Origin of the sequence: Janthinobacterium sp. NKUCC06_STL (genome assembly GCF_019345455.1) — a bacterium.
Taxonomy (GTDB): Bacteria; Pseudomonadota; Gammaproteobacteria; order Burkholderiales; family Burkholderiaceae_D; genus Janthinobacterium; species Janthinobacterium rivuli.
The window spans coordinates 119,151-134,894 of sequence record NZ_JAHKQY010000007.1 but is presented as its reverse complement, the minus strand read 5'-3'; the positions used below and the strand labels follow the sequence as shown (position 1 = coordinate 134,894).

Annotated in this window: 19 protein-coding genes; 6 read left to right on the top strand and 13 right to left on the bottom strand. The window is 64.5% G+C overall.

The features are described from left to right. The first annotated feature begins 163 nt into the window (after positions 1-163). From KO539_RS20940 to KO539_RS20925, 4 genes are all read left to right on the top strand, one after another. Positions 164-1,462, top strand: coding sequence for a cytochrome c (locus KO539_RS20940; RefSeq protein WP_219311418.1), 1,299 nt, complete (start codon positions 164-166; stop codon positions 1,460-1,462). Positions 1,463-1,504: 42 nt separating this feature from the next. Then, the gene (locus KO539_RS20935) at positions 1,505-1,972 is read left to right on the top strand and encodes a (2Fe-2S)-binding protein (protein ID WP_219311416.1); all 468 of its coding nucleotides are present in this window, start codon (positions 1,505-1,507) and stop codon (positions 1,970-1,972) included. Further along, positions 1,965-4,283, top strand: coding sequence for a molybdopterin cofactor-binding domain-containing protein (locus KO539_RS20930; protein ID WP_219311413.1), 2,319 nt, complete (start codon positions 1,965-1,967; stop codon positions 4,281-4,283). The genes KO539_RS20935 and KO539_RS20930 overlap by 8 nt, the downstream gene beginning before the upstream one ends. Positions 4,284-4,413: 130 nt before the next feature. Then, positions 4,414-5,073: a dienelactone hydrolase family protein gene (locus KO539_RS20925; RefSeq protein ID WP_219311411.1), complete on the top strand. Its 660-nt coding sequence runs from the start codon at positions 4,414-4,416 to the stop codon at positions 5,071-5,073. Between the two features lie 20 nt (positions 5,074-5,093). On the opposite strand, the gene fghA is transcribed toward KO539_RS20925, so the two are convergent. The 6 genes from fghA to KO539_RS20895 all read right to left on the bottom strand — a co-directional run bounded on the left by fghA (position 5,094) and on the right by KO539_RS20895 (position 8,969). Further along, a complete protein-coding gene (gene fghA, locus KO539_RS20920; protein ID WP_307789188.1) occupies positions 5,094-5,963 on the bottom strand; it encodes an S-formylglutathione hydrolase in 870 nt (289 codons plus the stop codon). 56 nt (positions 5,964-6,019) lie between these two features. Continuing rightward, positions 6,020-6,883, bottom strand: coding sequence for an NAD-dependent protein deacetylase (locus tag KO539_RS20915; protein ID WP_219311410.1), 864 nt, complete (start codon positions 6,881-6,883; stop codon positions 6,020-6,022). 48 nt (positions 6,884-6,931) lie between these two features. After that, the gene (lepB, locus tag KO539_RS20910; protein ID WP_070304325.1) at positions 6,932-7,603 is read right to left on the bottom strand and encodes a signal peptidase I; all 672 of its coding nucleotides are present in this window, start codon (positions 7,601-7,603) and stop codon (positions 6,932-6,934) included. 204 nt (positions 7,604-7,807) lie between these two features. Further along, positions 7,808-8,050, bottom strand: coding sequence for a hypothetical protein (locus tag KO539_RS20905; protein WP_035817677.1), 243 nt, complete (start codon positions 8,048-8,050; stop codon positions 7,808-7,810). Continuing rightward, positions 8,047-8,298: a hypothetical protein gene (locus tag KO539_RS20900; RefSeq protein WP_035817681.1), complete on the bottom strand. Its 252-nt coding sequence runs from the start codon at positions 8,296-8,298 to the stop codon at positions 8,047-8,049. Before KO539_RS20900 ends, KO539_RS20905 begins: the two co-directional genes overlap by 4 nt. Positions 8,299-8,429: 131 nt before the next feature. Then, the gene (locus tag KO539_RS20895; protein ID WP_219311408.1) at positions 8,430-8,969 is read right to left on the bottom strand and encodes a GNAT family N-acetyltransferase; all 540 of its coding nucleotides are present in this window, start codon (positions 8,967-8,969) and stop codon (positions 8,430-8,432) included. Between the two features lie 83 nt (positions 8,970-9,052). Between KO539_RS20895 and KO539_RS20890 the strand changes: the two genes are divergently transcribed. Further along, entirely contained in the window at positions 9,053-9,445 is a 393-nt protein-coding gene (locus tag KO539_RS20890) for a VOC family protein (protein ID WP_219311406.1), read from the top strand. A 1-nt stretch (position 9,446) separates the two neighbouring features. On the opposite strand, the gene KO539_RS20885 is transcribed toward KO539_RS20890, so the two are convergent. Continuing rightward, positions 9,447-10,031 carry a DinB family protein gene (locus tag KO539_RS20885; protein ID WP_219311404.1) on the bottom strand — a complete coding sequence of 195 codons (585 nt, stop codon included), beginning with the start codon at positions 10,029-10,031 and terminating at the stop codon, positions 9,447-9,449. 3 nt (positions 10,032-10,034) lie between these two features. Then, on the bottom strand, positions 10,035-10,238 hold the full coding sequence (locus KO539_RS20880; RefSeq protein ID WP_219311402.1) for a hypothetical protein: 204 nt from the start codon (positions 10,236-10,238) through the stop codon (positions 10,035-10,037). A gap of 34 nt (positions 10,239-10,272) precedes the next feature. On the opposite strand from KO539_RS20880, the gene KO539_RS20875 reads away from it, so the two are divergent. Beyond that, complete coding sequence (locus KO539_RS20875; RefSeq protein WP_219311400.1) at positions 10,273-11,193, top strand: HDOD domain-containing protein; 921 nt, start codon at positions 10,273-10,275, stop codon at positions 11,191-11,193. A gap of 23 nt (positions 11,194-11,216) precedes the next feature. Here the strand turns inward: KO539_RS20875 and KO539_RS20870 are convergent, their stop codons facing one another. From KO539_RS20870 to KO539_RS20850, 5 genes are all read right to left on the bottom strand, one after another. After that, a complete protein-coding gene (locus tag KO539_RS20870; protein WP_099379620.1) occupies positions 11,217-11,918 on the bottom strand; it encodes an ABC transporter ATP-binding protein in 702 nt (233 codons plus the stop codon). Beyond that, on the bottom strand, positions 11,911-12,624 hold the full coding sequence (locus KO539_RS20865; RefSeq protein ID WP_219311398.1) for an ABC transporter ATP-binding protein: 714 nt from the start codon (positions 12,622-12,624) through the stop codon (positions 11,911-11,913). Before KO539_RS20865 ends, KO539_RS20870 begins: the two co-directional genes overlap by 8 nt. Then, positions 12,617-13,579: a branched-chain amino acid ABC transporter permease gene (locus KO539_RS20860; RefSeq protein WP_219311396.1), complete on the bottom strand. Its 963-nt coding sequence runs from the start codon at positions 13,577-13,579 to the stop codon at positions 12,617-12,619. Before KO539_RS20860 ends, KO539_RS20865 begins: the two co-directional genes overlap by 8 nt. After that, positions 13,576-14,448, bottom strand: coding sequence for a branched-chain amino acid ABC transporter permease (locus tag KO539_RS20855; protein ID WP_219311394.1), 873 nt, complete (start codon positions 14,446-14,448; stop codon positions 13,576-13,578). Before KO539_RS20855 ends, KO539_RS20860 begins: the two co-directional genes overlap by 4 nt. Positions 14,449-14,554: 106 nt before the next feature. Continuing rightward, entirely contained in the window at positions 14,555-15,721 is a 1,167-nt protein-coding gene (locus KO539_RS20850) for an ABC transporter substrate-binding protein (RefSeq protein WP_058047972.1), read from the bottom strand. Between the last annotated feature and the right edge of the window lie 23 nt (positions 15,722-15,744).

Genomic DNA, 15,744 nt, shown 5'->3' with positions numbered 1-15,744 from the left:
GATTATAAGGCGCAGCCCGCCTGCGGGCAGCACCTGCGTGTCATTGCGTACATACAACAAGTCACAATCGCGGTAAGATTCTCCCATTCATTGCCACAATCTGCCCTGCTGCCGCCATCCGTGCGCGGCAGGCGCGTGCCTGGCCTCTTACCGGACTCCTGTTTTGCTCAAGAAAATCTTCACCGGCTTGCTGCTGTCGCTGGCATTGCTCATCGTGGCGGCCCTGGCCGCGTACCTGTATTACTGGCGCCCCGCGCTGGCGCCCATCGATCCGCCTGCCGCCACGGCCTTTTCTCCGCAAGTGGTGGAGCGTGGGCGCATCCTGGCCGGCATGGGCAATTGCGCCGCCTGCCACACGGCCAAGGGCGGCGCCGAGTATGCGGGCGGCCACGGCCTGGCCACGCCGTTCGGCACGATTTACGCGACGAATATCACGCCCGACCGGCAAACGGGCATCGGCCGCTGGTCGCTGGCCGCCTTCCAGCGGGCCATGCGCGAAGGCGTGGGCCGCGACGGCGCCCATTTGTATCCCGTCTTTCCGTACACCCATTTTAATCTTGTCTCGGATGCGGACCTGACGGCCCTGTACGCGTATTTCATGACGCGCCCACCCGTGTATGCGGCCGCGCCCGCCAACAGCGTGCCTTTCCCCCTGAACTTGCGTCCCTTGCAGGCAGGCTGGAAGCTGCTGTTTTTCAAGCCTGCCAGCTTTCAACTGAACCCCGCGCAAGGACTGGACTGGAACCGGGGCCGCTACCTGGCCGAAGGCCTGGCCCATTGCGCCGCCTGCCACACGCCGCGCAATGCGCTCGGCGCCGAACTTGCCGGCTCGTCGTATCTGGGCGCGTCCATCGACCACTGGTATGCGCCGGCCTTGACCAGCGCCAATACGGCACCCCTGCCGTGGACGCAGGACGAGCTGTACGCCTTTTTGCGCACGGGGGCGACGGCCCTGCACGGCGTGGCGGCCGGGCCCATGTCGGCCGTCGTGCATGAAGGCATGGGCGCTTCGCCCGATAGCGATATCCGTGCGCTGGCAACGTATTTTGCCGGCGTGGCCGGGGCGGAGCAGCGCCAGGTCGATACCGATACCGTGGTGAAAGCTGGCATCGCCCGCTCGCAGCGCGTCAGCCTGGTCGACAACGACCGTGGCGCCAGCCTGTACGTGGCCGCCTGCGCGTCGTGCCATTCGAACAGCGATGGCAAGCCTGCGGCCCTGCGGCCGGAACTGAGCTTGAACAGCGCCGTCAGCGCGCCCGATCCCGCCAACCTGATCCAGGTGATATTGCACGGCATCAGCAAGGATGACGCCATGCCCGGCGTGCTGATGCCCGGCTTTGCCGCCTCGCTGACGGATAACGACGTGGCCCAGCTGGCCGCTTATTTGCGCCGCAGCCGCAGCCACCAGCCGGCCTGGACGAATCTGGAAGCGGCCGTGGCACGCGCGCGCGCCGGCAAGTAATTCTTGAAAGTTTCTTATGTATAACACTTATGTATAACACTTATGTATAACCTTATTGTCAATGGCCAGCCCTTCGGCACCGAGGCCGACGCCGAGACGCCCCTGCTGTGGGTGCTGCGCGACGAAGTTCAATTAAAAGGCACGAAGTTTGGCTGCGGCATCGGCATGTGCGGCGCCTGCACCGTGCACGTGGATAGCCGCGCCATGCGCTCGTGCATCACGCCGATTGCCGCCGTGGCCGGCTGCGCCATCACCACCATCGAAGGCCTCTCGCCCGATGGCACGCACCCTTTGCTGCGGGCGTGGCTGGCCACGCAAGCGCCCCAGTGCGGCTATTGCCAGTCGGGCCAGATCATGCAGGCGGCTACCTTGTTGAAAGATTATCCGCAGCCGACGGACGCGAATATCGATGCCGTCATGAGCGGCAATCTGTGCCGCTGCATGGCGTATGTGCGCATCCGCAAGGCCATCAAGCTGGCGGCCGGCATGCAGGAGGCGCCCGGTGTTTAAGTTGCCGAAAGAAAATTCAACTGCCCGTCCCAGCGCGCTGGGCCGGCGCGGTTTCCTGATCGCCGCCGCCGGCACGGGTTTTACCCTGGCCTTCTTGCGCGCTGACAGTTCCCTGGCCGCCGGCAAGGCGGCATCCGTGCCGTCGAAACAAACCGTTGCGCCCGTGTTCGACCCCAGCATCTGGTTTGAGATTGGCCGCGACGGCATCGTCACCGTCAACATCGCCAAGGCGGAAATGGGCCAGCACATCGGCACGGCGCTGGCGCGCATCGTGGCCGAGGAGCTGGAAGCGGACTGGAGCAAAGTGCGCCTGCATTACGTGGACACGGACCCGAAATGGGGGCTGATGGTGACGGGCGGCAGCTGGTCCGTCTGGCAGAATTTCGACCCGCTCAGCCGTGCCGGTGCGGCCGGCCGCCTCGCGCTGGTGGAAGAAGGCGCGCGCCTGCTGCGCCTGCCCGTGTCCGCCTGCCACGCCAGGCTCGGCGTCGTGCATGGCCGTGGGCGCTCGATCAGCTATGGCGACATCGTGCGCCGTGGCAAGCTGGCGCGCCAGTACACGCCCGAGCAATTGAAGGCCATCGTGCTCAAGACGCCGCAGCAGCGCAGCCTGATCGGCCAGCAGGTGCAGGCACTCGATATCCCCGCGAAAATCAATGGCACGGCCGTGTATGGCATCGATGCGGAAATCGAGGGCATGCTGTTTGCGCGCCCGAAGATCCCGCCCACGCGCTACGGCGCGAAAGTGGTGTCCATCGATGACTCGGCGGCCAAGAAGGTGCAGGGCTACCTGCGTTCGTTCGCCCTGCAAGACCCCAGCGGCACGGTGCCCGGCTGGGTCATGGTGGTGGCCGAAACCTATGCGGCCGCCATGCGCGCGGCCGACCTGGTGCAAGTGAAATGGCGGGCCGGCGCGGCGGCCCACGTGGCGGAACAGGATATCCTCAACTATGCCACCAAGCAGCTGGCCGATGCCAGCCTGGGTGCCCGCGTGGTCGATGATGATGGCGTGGAGCAAGCGTTCAACGATGCCAGCCTGCAGCTGGAACGCCACTACACGACCAGCACCGTGTTGCATTTCCAGCTGGAACCCGTCAATGCGCTGGCGCAGGAAATCGACGGCGTCTGGCACATTCATGCGGGCAATCAATGGCAATCGCTGATCCTGCCCGTGTTGGCGCAAGCGTTGAAGGTGCCCGAGAGCCGTGTCATGCTGCATACCTATCTGCTCGGCGGTGGCTTCGGGCGGCGCCTGAATGGCGATTATTGTGTGCCGGCCGCGCTGGCGGCGCAAGCCGTGGGGCGCCCCGTCAAGATGATTTGCACGCGATCCGACGACGCCCGTTTCGATTCGCCCCGTTCACCCTCCGTGCAGCATGTGCGCATGGCGTTCGACGACGCGGGCAAGGTGTCGGCCATGGTGCACGAGGCCAGCGCGGGCTGGCCCACGCAAGCGATGATTCCCGCCTTCCTGGCCAAGGATAAGCAGGGCCATCCGTATGACCCGTTTGCCATCGCCGGCGCCGATCACTGGTATTCGGTGGGCGCGCAGCGCGTGCGGGCCGTGTCGAACGACCTGGCCAATAGCAGTTTCCGCCCTGGCTGGCTGCGCTCCGTGGGCCCAGGCTGGACGAATTGGGCGGTGGAAAGTTTTATGGACGAGGCGGCGCAGGCGGCCAAGGTCGATCCGCTGGCCTTCCGTTTATCCCTGCTGCAGGCGGCGGGTCGCAACGCGGGCAGCGCGCCGAACGCCGTCGGCGGCGCCGCGCGCCTGGCCCATGTGCTGCAGCGCGTGGCGGACAAGGCCGGCTGGGGCACGGTCATGCCGCCCGACACGGGCCTGGGCATCGCCGCCACCTTCGGCCAGGAACGCGACATGCCCACCTGGACGGCGTGCGTTGCTAGAGTGAAAGTGGACCGCAGTACTTGCATGGTGAAAGTCGAAAAGCTGTTCATGGTGATCGATGCGGGCAGCATCGTCGACCCCGATGGCGCGCTGGCGCAGGCGGAAGGGGGCGCCCTGTGGGGCGTGAGCATGGCCTTGCATGAGGGCACGGCTTTCCTGAACGGCGAAGTGAAGGATACCAACCTGAATACCTACACGCCGCTGCGCATGGCCGACGTGCCCGAGCTCGATATCGAATTTGTTGCCAGTACGTACACGGCGACGGGCATGGGCGAACCGCCCACGACGGCCGTGGCACCGGCGATCGGCAACGCCATCTTTGCCGCCGTCGCTTCGCGCGTGCGGCATTTGCCGATCCGTCCGGAAGCCGTGCTGAAGGGGTTGGACCGGCACGGCGCCGTCTGATGCGGACGCGCGGCGAATTTGACGTGCGCCGCGCGTGAATGGGCGCAGGCTGCTACACTGAGGTTAGCCGCCGTGGGCATGCAGGCTGTGCCCGGCCCGGCAAGATCCCAGCTCGATTGCGGAGGCAACCATGCAAGAACAATTTGTCAGCATTACGGCCGATGAACTTCAAATGGATGGCGTGCTCGACATGCCCGAGCGGCCGGTGGGCATCGTCCTGTTTGCCCACGGCGCAGGCGCCGACAGCGACTACCTGGGCGCCTCCAGCCACGCCACTTCCCAGGATTTCTTGCGAGCGGGCATCGCCACCCTGCGCTTCGATCAGGCCGGTGTCGGGCCTGGCGGCGGCAGCAATGGCCATGCGTATTTCGTGCGCAGCGATATCGTGTTGCTGGCGCGCCAACTGGAAAAAGCCCTGGGCTGGCTGCAAGTGGACCCGTCCACGCGGCGCTTGCCCTGCGGCCTGTACGGCTATGGCACCAGCGCGGCCGTCGTGATGCAGCTGGCGGCCTGGCGCAGCGCGGAGATCGCCGCGCTGGCCGTCTGCGATGGCCAGGTGGAAATGGCCGGCAAGGCGGCGCTGGAAAACGTGCGCGTGCCGTCGCTGCTGATCGTGGGCGGGCGCGACCCCGACGTGGCAGGCCTGAACCGCATGGCGTTCGCTACCTTGCGCTGCGACAAACAACTGGAACAGATCGCCGCCCCCGGCGGCCCCGACACGCGCCACCAGGCGGCCCTGCTGGCAACGGACTGGTACACGCGCCATTTCAACGGGCATACCAGCACGTAGCGGTAGAGTAGATCAATAGATCAGGCAAGGGCGCGCAGATTCCTCGCATGGAAGCGCACATGCTCTTCCATGAAGCTGGCGATGAAGTAATAGCCGTGGTCGTAGCCGGCATGGCGGCGCAGCCTTAGTGGCTGGCCGGCGTCGCGGCACGCCGCTTCGAAGATGTCGGGGTGCAGTTGCTCGGGCAGGAATTTGTCGGCCAGGCCCTGGTCGATCAGGATGCCTTCGGGGAACAGCGGCGGCTGGCCCTGCTGGCCGCGCATCAGCGCGCTGGCGTCGTACGGCTGCCAGCTGGCGGCATCGCTGCCCAGGTAGCCCGTAAACGCCTTCTTGCCCCACGGACACTGGCTTGGTGCGGCGATGGGGGCGAAGGCGGAGACGGAGCGGAACAGTTCCGGGTTGCGCAAGGCCAGCACCAGCGCGCCATGGCCGCCCATCGAGTGGCCGAAAATGCCCGTGCGTTGCGCATCGATCGCCAGTTCCTGTTCCAGCAGCGCGCGCAATTCCAGCAGGTAGCTGTACATCCGATAATGGCTGCGCCATGGCGCCTCGGTGGCGTCCACGTAAAACCCGGCGCCTACGCCGAAATCCCAGGAGTCGCTTTCGCCCGCGATGTTCGCGCCACGGGGGCTGGTGTCGGGCGCGATCAGGATCAAGCCTTCCTCGGCCGCCACGCGCTGGGCGCCGCCCTTGATCATGAACGTTTCTTCCGTGCAGGTCAGACCGGCCAGGTAAAACAGGGCGGGGCGCTTGGTGCTGACCGTGGCGCCTGGCGCCGTGTCGGGAATGAAGGCCGAGAAACGCATGGGCAAGCCGATGGCTTGCGCGTCGTGGCGATAAAAGCGTTGCACGCCGCCAAAACAGGCGTGTTCACTCAACAGTTCCAGCATGAATTCTCCTCGTTAATGCCACAGTATAGCCAGAGCGGCGCAGGGCCGGCACGGGATCAGCCCAGCATGGCCGCTAATGCAGGCAAGATGTCTTGTGCCGGCGCTTCGCTCTTGAAGGTCAGTAAATGGTCGGCGCGCGTCTTGCCCAGGTTGATGGCGGCCACGGGCTTGCCCGTTTCGGCCGCCATGCGGCACAGGCGAAAGCTCGAATACACCATGACGGACGAGCCAACGACCAGCAGGGCGCTAGCCGTGTGCATCTTGCTTTCGGCTTCGGCCGCGCAGGCGGCGGGCACGCCGTCGCCGAAAAACACCACGTCTGGCTGCAGGGTGCCGCCGCAGCGGGGACAGACGGGCACGTGGAAGGTGGCCAGCTGCGATGGTTCCAGCAAGGCGTCGCCATCGGGCGCCGGCGTGGCCGTGGCGCCCAGCAGCTGCGGATTGTCGCGTTCGAGCTGGTCCTGGATCAGGCGGCGCGTATGGCGGCTTTGGCAATCGAGGCACACGACGCCATGTATGCTGCCGTGCAACTCCGTGACGGCGGTGCTGCCGGCTTGCTGATGCAGGCCATCCACGTTTTGCGTGACCAGGCCGCCTATTCTCTGGCGCTGGGCCAGTTGGGCGATGGCCAGGTGGCCGGGATTGGGCGTGGCGCGCGCCAGGGTCGGCCAGCCCACCATGCTGCGCGCCCAGTAGCGGCGGCGCACGGCTTCCTGGCGGCGAAAATCGGGGCCTTGCACGGGCGCGTTGCCGCGCCGCACGCCTTCCGTATCGCGGTAGTCGGGTATGCCGGACGCCGTGCTGATGCCGGCGCCCGTCAGCAGCAGCACGTCGGGATGGCGCTGCAGAAACTGCGCCAGCTGCTCAAGGGCAAGATCGTCGCTGGCGGACTGCTGGCTGGCTGAGGAAAAATTTTGCATGATGCGCCATGCTAACCGAAAAGCACGGCGCCGTTGCAAGGGCGTTGTTTATTCGAGCTTCATGCCGAAACGCTGCAGCCGCGGCTGCCAATGCTCCTGGATATTGGCCGAGACGAGGATGCGTTCGGCCTTGCCGATCAGCAGTGCGCGGGGCACGAAGCCGAAGTAGCGCGAGTCGGCGCTGTTGTCGCGATTATCGCCCAGCATGAGGAAATGGTCGGCCGGCACGGTCACGGGCGCAAAGCTGCGGGCCGCGCCGGCGATTTGCGGCAAGACCTGGATGCGGTGCTGCTCGGTCTGGTTGCGTTCGCTGATGCGCTGCGCCGTCAGCTGACCCACATGGGCGATGGTTTCAGGCGCCGTATCGAGCGCCGTGTATTGGGCGGGCTGGCCATTGATGACCAGCTGTTCATTGCGCATTTCCACCGTGTCGCCGGGCAGGGCGATGATGCGCTTGATCAAGCGCGTGCCGTCTTTCGGCGAAGAAAAGGTGACGATGTCGCCCCGCTGCGGTTCGCCCAGGCGCTGCAGCACGATATCGGTGAGCGGTACTTTCAGGTTGAATGCCAGGCGGTTGACGAAGACCACATCGCCTTCGAGCAGGTTGGGGCGCATCGACGCCGACGGTATGGGATTCCAGTCCGCCACGGCTGTGCGGAACACGCCGAACAGCAGGAGAAACATCAAAAAACCTTTGTTGGCGCGCATCCATGTGCTCATGTCGGCTCTTTCGCTGGGCTGTGCCCGTGATGGTGAAGGGGGCGCCATTGCTGCTGGCGATATATTCACGATGCACGGCGAGGCTGAAGCCAGTCTTAAATGGCGCCAATACGGCGGCCAATGCACAGGTAGAGGGCTGGTATGGGGCCGGCAAGGGCGTGCGACGGCGTGCCGCTGTTGCGTGCACGCATCACTACGCCGGTTTCAGCGAGGCTGGCACGGTGTATGCGTGTCGTCGCCGTTCTGCAGGCGCTTGCCGTGCATGTCATCCCACAGCTCGCCGAGCGCCACCAGCAAGCCGCCGCCCACGAAGGGGATTGCCACCAGCCATGGATTGCTGTCGAGCCAGGGCCCCAGCACGATGGCCGAGACCACGGCGATGACGATGGCGCTGCACCAGAAGCGGCGCGGATGCCGCAGGGTCAGCAGGTAGTGAAAGTCGTTCATAAATCCTCCTTGGTGAGCATGCGGAACAGCCGGGCGGCCAGGATGCTGCTGACGGCAATGACGATGCAGCCGTCCAGGAAAAACAGTACCTTGCCAACCAGATGCATGCCTTGTACGAGATAGGCGGGCAGTTCCCGCGCTTCCGCCCACTGTGTCATCCGTGCCAGCACGATGGCGGCGGCAAAGATGACGACGGCCAATGCCAGCACCACCAGCACGTGTTCGAACAGGCGTAGCCGCAGTTTCATGTTGGACTTGGCAAGGTTGGGAAGATTCCCGAGCCTTGAAGTTATCAGTCCATCATGGTGCGGCTTTGCGCTGCGACAAAGTCGCCCCTGATAGTATCAAAGTCGCGTTGCTGCCGGAAAAATGCGGCATCTCAGGCCATGGCTTGCGTGTTGCGCCGCTCAAAATACAGCAAGTCCGACCAGGCATCCTGGAAGCGCATGGCTTTTTCCGAGCGGCCATACTGGTGAAAGCCGTTGCGCTGCATGACGGCGACCGAGCCCAGGTTTTGCGGCCGCGCCGTCGCTTCCAGGCGCCACAGTTCCAGTGGGCCGAAAGCCTCTTCCAGCAGCAGGGCCACCACGCGGGTGGCGTAGCCGCGTCCGCCGAAGCGTTCGCCGATGCGGTAACCGAGCGTTGCTTTATTGAAATAGGGACGGGTAACGGCCGTCAGGTTGACCCGGCCGATGATTTGCCCGTCCAGTTTTGCCAGGTACTGGTAGGCGAGGTCTTGCTGGCGCTCGCGCTGCGCCTGCTCGATGGCGGCGGCGATGGCTTCCTGGTGATAGTAGGATGGCGCGCGCGCCGTGACCCAGCTTTCAAAATACGCGCGGTTTTCGAGTTCAAAGGCCAGCAAGGCGGGAAGGTCGCTGCTGGCCGGCGGGTGTAGCTGAAGGCGGTCGAGGTCTGGCATGGGAGCGTGTCAAAAAGCGATGCGCCATTATAATCAGCTGGCGCATTTCGCCGCACACCTGCCTGAATTCATCAAGGAGCAGCATGCTGTCCCATATTTGCCTCGGCACCAACGATTTTTCCCGCGCCTACGTCTTCTACACGACCCTGCTGGGAGAACTCGGCTTGATCGAGAAATTCCACGATCCGGCCAAACCCTGGGCCGGCTGGATGGCGAACGAGGCGCCGCGCCCCCTGTTGGTGCTGACGGCGCCGCATGACGGCTTGCCGGCCGCGCCCGGCAATGGACAGATGACGGCCTTGCTGGCGGCCAGCCGCGCCCAGGTGGACCGCTGCTACCAAGCTGCGCTGGCGCTGGGCGCCGCGTGCGAAGGGCCGCCCGGCTTGCGCCCCGATTACCACGCCCATTACTATGGCGCCTACTTCCGCGACCTCGATGGCAACAAGCTGTGCGTCTGCTGCCACGCCGGGGAATGACTCAGCGCTGGCCCCAGATATCGCCTTCCGTCCAGCCCAGCTCCGCAAAATCCTGCGCCCGCTCGTCCGCCTCGCCGGCGCAATAGAATTCGTCGAGCTGGGGCGGCGCGATGCGCGTGCCGGCCAGCATGGCGTGCACTTGCCCCCGGTGGTGGATCTGGTGCTGGAACAGATGCGCCAGCATGCGTTGGCGCGTGTCGACTTGCGGCGTGTCGCGCAATATCGTCACGGGCCGCCCCAGGTCAAGGTCGCACAGGCTGCGGCAATGGGCGATCAGGCGCAGGTCCGACGCGCGCTGCGCCGCCTGCAGCGTGGCGCAGTCGGTAAATGGCTCGTCTTTTTCAAAGAAGACATAGCAGTCGGCATGCGGCGCTTCACCGCGCAGCTCGCGTTCGAGCGCATCGAGGTAAAACCAGTCGCATGTGAGGATGTGGTTCAAGGTGGACTGGATGGTGGGGAAAAAACTGACGCGCGTGGCCTGGAATTCGGCCTGGCTCAGCTGTCCGCAAGCCTTCAGCAGGCGGTGGTTGGCCCAGGCGTTGTTGCAGGCCTGAGCGGTGATGTACTGGGCAAGCATGTTGCTCATGATTTACCTTGCAAAGCAGGGAAGCTGCGAGAGCGCCACTGTAACACTTTGCGGCAGATGAACAACGCCGGTCACGCCCGCCGCACCGGCACGGCTGTCATCAAGTAAAATCGCGGGGCGGATGTCGCGATAGTGATGCAGATAGGGCTGGAAGAATAAAATGGGTTGGATAGGAAAATTACTGAACGGCGGCGACGAAAAAAACAAGCTTGCGCCCCTCACGGCAGCGGCGGCGCCCGAGATGGCACGGCAGCCAGCCACCATCACCGAAATCGATGCCACCTACTACCGCTGGCTGGCGGCCGCCGGTTCGGCGCAGGCGACAAAGCAGGCGGAACAGCAGATTCTGGACGAATTGACGCGCCTGGCCAGTGAGCCGATCGCTGGCGCCGCGCTGATACCGCGCATTCCGGCCATCATTCCGCAGTTGATGCGGACCTTGCAAAATGAAAACATGAGCGCGGCCGAGCTGTCGCGCCAGCTGGCCCAGGACGTGCTGCTGGTGGCCGAGGTCTACCGCGAGGCGAACCGGCCCCGCTACCATTCGCGCTATAACGCCAGCCCATCGATCAACAACATGGAAGGCGCCATCATGCTGCTCGGGCAAAACGGCATGCGCATGCTGCTGGCCCGCGTCGCCTTCCGTCCCATCGTCAGCATGCAAAGCGGTGGACTGACCATACGCACGGCGCCGCTGATCTGGCGCCAGTCCGAGAAATGCGCGCTGGCGGCCAACCTGGTCGCGCCGGCCATGCAGGCCAACGCCTTCGACGCCTATCTGGCGGGACTGATGGCCAATGTCGGCCTGGTGGTGGCGTTCCGCCTGATCGACCAGATGCATGCGCCCGATGCCTTCCCGCAATCGGACGCCTTCATCGCCCAGGTGTTTGCCCAAGCGCGCATCCTGTCGGTACGGATCGCCGAATTATGGGAGTTTCCCGAGTCGGTGACTCGCGCGATCGGGCAGGCCGGGCAAGCAGATTCCGATGCCGATCCGCAGGCCCGAGCGCTGGCGCTGGGCGAGCGTTTGAGCAAGCTGCGCATGCTGGTCGATACGGGCCGCTTTCCTGCCGACGATTCCTTCGTGATGACCGGACTGGGCAAGAGTGAGCTGCTGGTGTTCGACAAGCTGGCCGACGAGGACGAAGACGAGGAGGAGTAATAGCCGCAGGCAGCGGATATCACTCAGCGCGCAAAGTACAGTTCGTGCAGGTGCTCGAGGTCGACCTCATCGGCTTTTTGCGACAGCGCCACCTTGCCGCTTTGCATCAGGTAGACGTGGTCGGCCACGCCCACCGCGCGCGCCGTATTCTGCTCCACCAGGATGATGGTGCGCTTGCCGTCGTTCAGGCGCGCGAGGATCTCGAACAGCTCGTTGACCACCAGCGGCGCCAGGCCCAGCGAAGGCTCGTCGATGATCAGCAGCGACGGGTCCGACATCAGGCCGCGCGCCATGGCCAGCATCTGCGCCTCGCCGCCGGACAGTGATCCGGCCAGCTGCTTGCGCCGTTCGTGCAGGCGCGGGAACATGGCGTAGGCTTCGGCCAGGCGCGCCGGCATGTGGCTGCGGTGCTCCTTCGGAAACGCGCCCATGATCAGGTTTTCTTCCACGCTCATGTCGCGGAAGGTCATGCGCCCCTCGGGTATCATCGTCACCCTCGCGTCGCTCATCTTCCAGGTCGGCGTGCCGTTGATGGACTGGCCATCGAGCGCGATGCTGCCCGCGCCCACGGGCAGCAGGCCCATGATGGCGCGCAGCAGGGTGGTCTTGCCGGCCCCGTTCGGGCCGATGATGGTGGTCAGCTTGCCCTTCTGGATGGACAGCGAGACATCCCACAGCACATTGATGGCGCCATAGCCGGCGCGCAGATTCTCTATCTCAAGCATGGGCTGCCCCTGTATAACTTTCGATCACGGCAGGGTCGCGGAAGACGGCGTCCGGCGTGCCGTCGGCGATCAGCTGGCCAAAATTGAGTACGGCCACGCGCTGGCACAGATTGCTGATGGTTTCAATATCGTGCTCGATCATGACGATGCCCACGCCAAAGGCGGCATGCAAGTCCTTCAGCATGCCCATGAAGCGGCGCTTGCCGTTCGTTTCCAGACCGGCCAGCACTTCGTCCAGCAGCAGCAGCTTCGGGTTGGTCGCCAGCGCCTTGGCCACTTCCAGCGCTTTCAACTCTGTCAGCGCCAGTTCGCTGGCCGCGTCGCGCCCGGCCTTGTCCGCCAGGCTCGTGAAATCGAGGATTTCATCGATCTTGCGCTGGTCTACCTTGCCGGTGCCGAAGCGCTGCGCGACGACGAGGTTTTCGCGCACCGTCAATTCATGCATCGGTTGCGGAATCTGGAAAGTGCGGCCCAGCCCCAGGCGCGCGCGCTGGTACATGGGCGTAGCCATGATGTCGCGTCCCTCGAAGCGGATGCAGCCGCTGGTGGGGCGCACCAGGCCGGAAATCGCGTTGAACAGGGTGGTCTTGCCGGCGCCATTCGCGCCCACCAGGCCGATCACGTCGTGGCTGCCCACCTTTAACGTGACGGAATCGACGGCCGTCAGGCCGCCGAAACGCACGGATACATTATCGAGTTCAAGCATGTGCTTTCTCCTTCGCGTTGAACAGTTTGCGGAGCAGCGGCAGCAAGCCGTTCGGACTGAAGACGATCATCGCCACCAGCAGCACGCCCAGCACCAGCTGGTGGCCTGTGGGGATCAGCGACTTGAAGATCAGCTGGTCAACCAGATAGACCACTACGGCGCCCAGCACGGGACCAAGTATCGTGCGGTAGCCGCCGAAGATGGCCGCCACGATCGGCAAGGTCACCCACAGGCTGTTGAAGGCGTAGTCGGGTTCCAGGAAGTTGATGTAGTGGGCGTTGAAGGCGCCGAACAGGCCAGCCATGAAGGCCGACACGAGCAGCATCGCGCCTTTCAGCAAGGTGCTGTTGACGCCGACGACGCGCGTGGCGTCTTCGCTGTCGTGCATGGCGCGCAGGGCGATGCCGTAATGGCTGGCGCGGATGCGGCTGTAGGCAAATGCGCATGCCACTACCAGGGTCAGCACCACCAGGTAGGCGCCTGTCTTGCTGGCCAGATCGAAGCCGAAGACGGTGGGCAAGGTGGGAATATTATTGATGCCGCCGGCACCGCCCGTGACGGAACTCCATTCCGTGGCCAGGATGCGGAAGATGTGCGCGTAGGCGAGGATGGCCAGCGCAAAATACGGCCCGCGCAGGCGCAGTACGGGCAGCATGATGACGGCAGCGATGGCCGCGCCCGCGCCGCCCAGCAGCATGGCGGCAAACACGGGCACGCCCAGTTTCACGGTGGCCAGCGCGGAGACATACGCGCCCACGCCGAAGAAGGCCGCATGGCCGAAGCTGACCATGCCGCCCAGGTTGCCCAGCAGGGCCCAGGACATGGCCACGCCGCCGATGATCAGGGCTGCCACCACCATGCTCATCACATACTGGTTGCCGCCCAGGGCCAGCGGCACGGCGACATACGCGGCCAGCAGCAGGCCCGCCGTGGAAAGGAAAGTTGAGCGCTTCATCCGCGCCTCCGTTGTGCGCCGAACAAGCCGTTCGGCATGATGAACAGCACCAGCAGGAACAGCACCATGCCGGACAATTCCTGCAGCGCGGAGCTGGCCAGGGTGACGGTCAAGGCTTCCGCCACACCGAGCAGCACGGCGGCCAGCAGCACGCCGGGAATCGAGCCGATGCCGGCCAATACCGTGATGATGAAGGCTTTCACCGTCAGCGCGCCGCCGTAGGCTGGCTGGATTACGCCATAGCTGAACAGCGCGACGCCGGCGAAAGCGGCCAGGATGCCGGCGACTAAAAAGGACACCAGTTCCGTGCGGCCCGGGTCGATGCCCATCAGCTTGGCCGCGTCGCGGTTGCTGGAGACGGCGCGCACGGCGCGGCCATACCAGCTGGTCGACAGCCAGCGCCACAGAGCCGCCATCAGCACCAGGCTCACGCCAAAGAAAATCACTTCGCTGCGCATGCTGAAAAACGGACCGATCTCGATGCCTTCCTGCAGCCAGCTCGACGACGTCGAGCGGATGTCCGCCTTCCAGACCAGCAGGATGAAATTGGTGAGGATCACGCCGATGCCGTAGGTGAGGATCAGCGAATTGATTTCGCGGTCGTTCTTGATGCGGCTGACGATCAGGTAGACACCCACGGACGTGAGGCTGACGATCACCAGCGCGATGGGAATGGCGAACATGGGGCCGAGTCCGAGCCCGGATTCCACGCTGTAGGCGATGTAGGCGGCCAGCAGCACCAGTTCGCCGTGCGCCAGGTTGATCACTTTCATGGTGCCGAAGACCAGCGCCAGTCCCAGTGCGATCAGGGCGTAGGAGCCGCCCTGCAGCAAGCCAGAATACAGGGCTTGCAAGATTAATTCTGTCATGTCGTCATCCCGTCAGGACTCCCTGGCGCATCGCGAAGCTGCGCCAGGACTGCCGTTCATCGGTGCGCGCCCAGCAGGCGCGCGCGTGTGCAGCGGGAGGCTGCTGTTACCAGGGCAGGGCGGGATAGGCCAGCTTGCCCGTCGCGTGTTCCTTCGGCCAGACGATCACCACTTTCTTGTCCTGGTGCTGCGCCATGCGGTGCACGAAGTTCTGGTTGTCGCCGTTGGCGGCGAACTGCACCCGGCCGATCAGGGTTTCGCGGTCCGTCTTGCGCATTTCCTCGGCCACGCCGCCTTTCTTGAGCGTGCCCTTGTCGGCCGCGCGCGCGATCGCTTCGAACAGCAGCATCGACTGCACATAGCCGAACTGGCCCAGGTAGTCCGGTTCCTTCTTGTACAGCTGCTTGTAGGCGTCGCTGAAAGCCTTGCCGTCGGCCGTCTTGAATTCCGTGGGGAAGGGCAGCAGGGCCGTGCCGAACACGTTCGGCATCAGGTCGGGGAAGTCGGCTGCCATTTTCGGCGTGGCCAGCGACCACACGCCCACCATGGCCTTGATCTTCGGCTTCAAGACGCGGGCGGCGCGGATGATACCCACGTAGTCGTTTTCGTAGCCGACCATGGCGACGACTTCCGATTTATCCTGCAGCTTGATCTTGTTGATGATGGGCTTGAAGTCCGTAATGGCCGGGTCGAACGAGTGCGTCGTCACTTTCACGCCCTTGGCCGCCAGGGCTTTTTCCACGTCTTTCGCCAGGCCCGTGGTGGCATCCTTGGTCGAATACACGATGGAGACGGACTTGGCGCCCACGTCCTGCAGCAGTCCCAGCATGGCTTTTTCGTAGCCGGCCGTGTTATTGATGCGGAAAAAATTCTTGCGTCCGCTGCTCACCAGGCTGTCGTCCACACCGCCCGAGGTGATGTAGACGAGGCCCAGTTTATTCGCCGTGTCCGAGGCGGGCGAGATATTGTTTGAGCCATAGCCGCCCGTGATGGCCACCACGCCCTGGCTGGCCAGCTTTTCCACAGCGGCGATGGCCTTGGCGGGCGCCGATTCGTCGTCGACGGTGATGATCTTGATCGTGTGCTTGCCGTTGGTCTTGTTGAAGACTTCGGCCGCGACCATGATCCCTTCCTGCATGCCGGCGCCGACCCGCGCCAGGTTGCCCGTCAGCGGGATTTCCGCGCCGACCAGGAATTCGTCGGCGCTGGCCTGCGTCATCCAGGCGCTGGCAACCAGCGCTGCCATGGCGATGCGTGTGTAGGTGCGTTTCATCGTGTCTCCTCCGGTGATGTGGC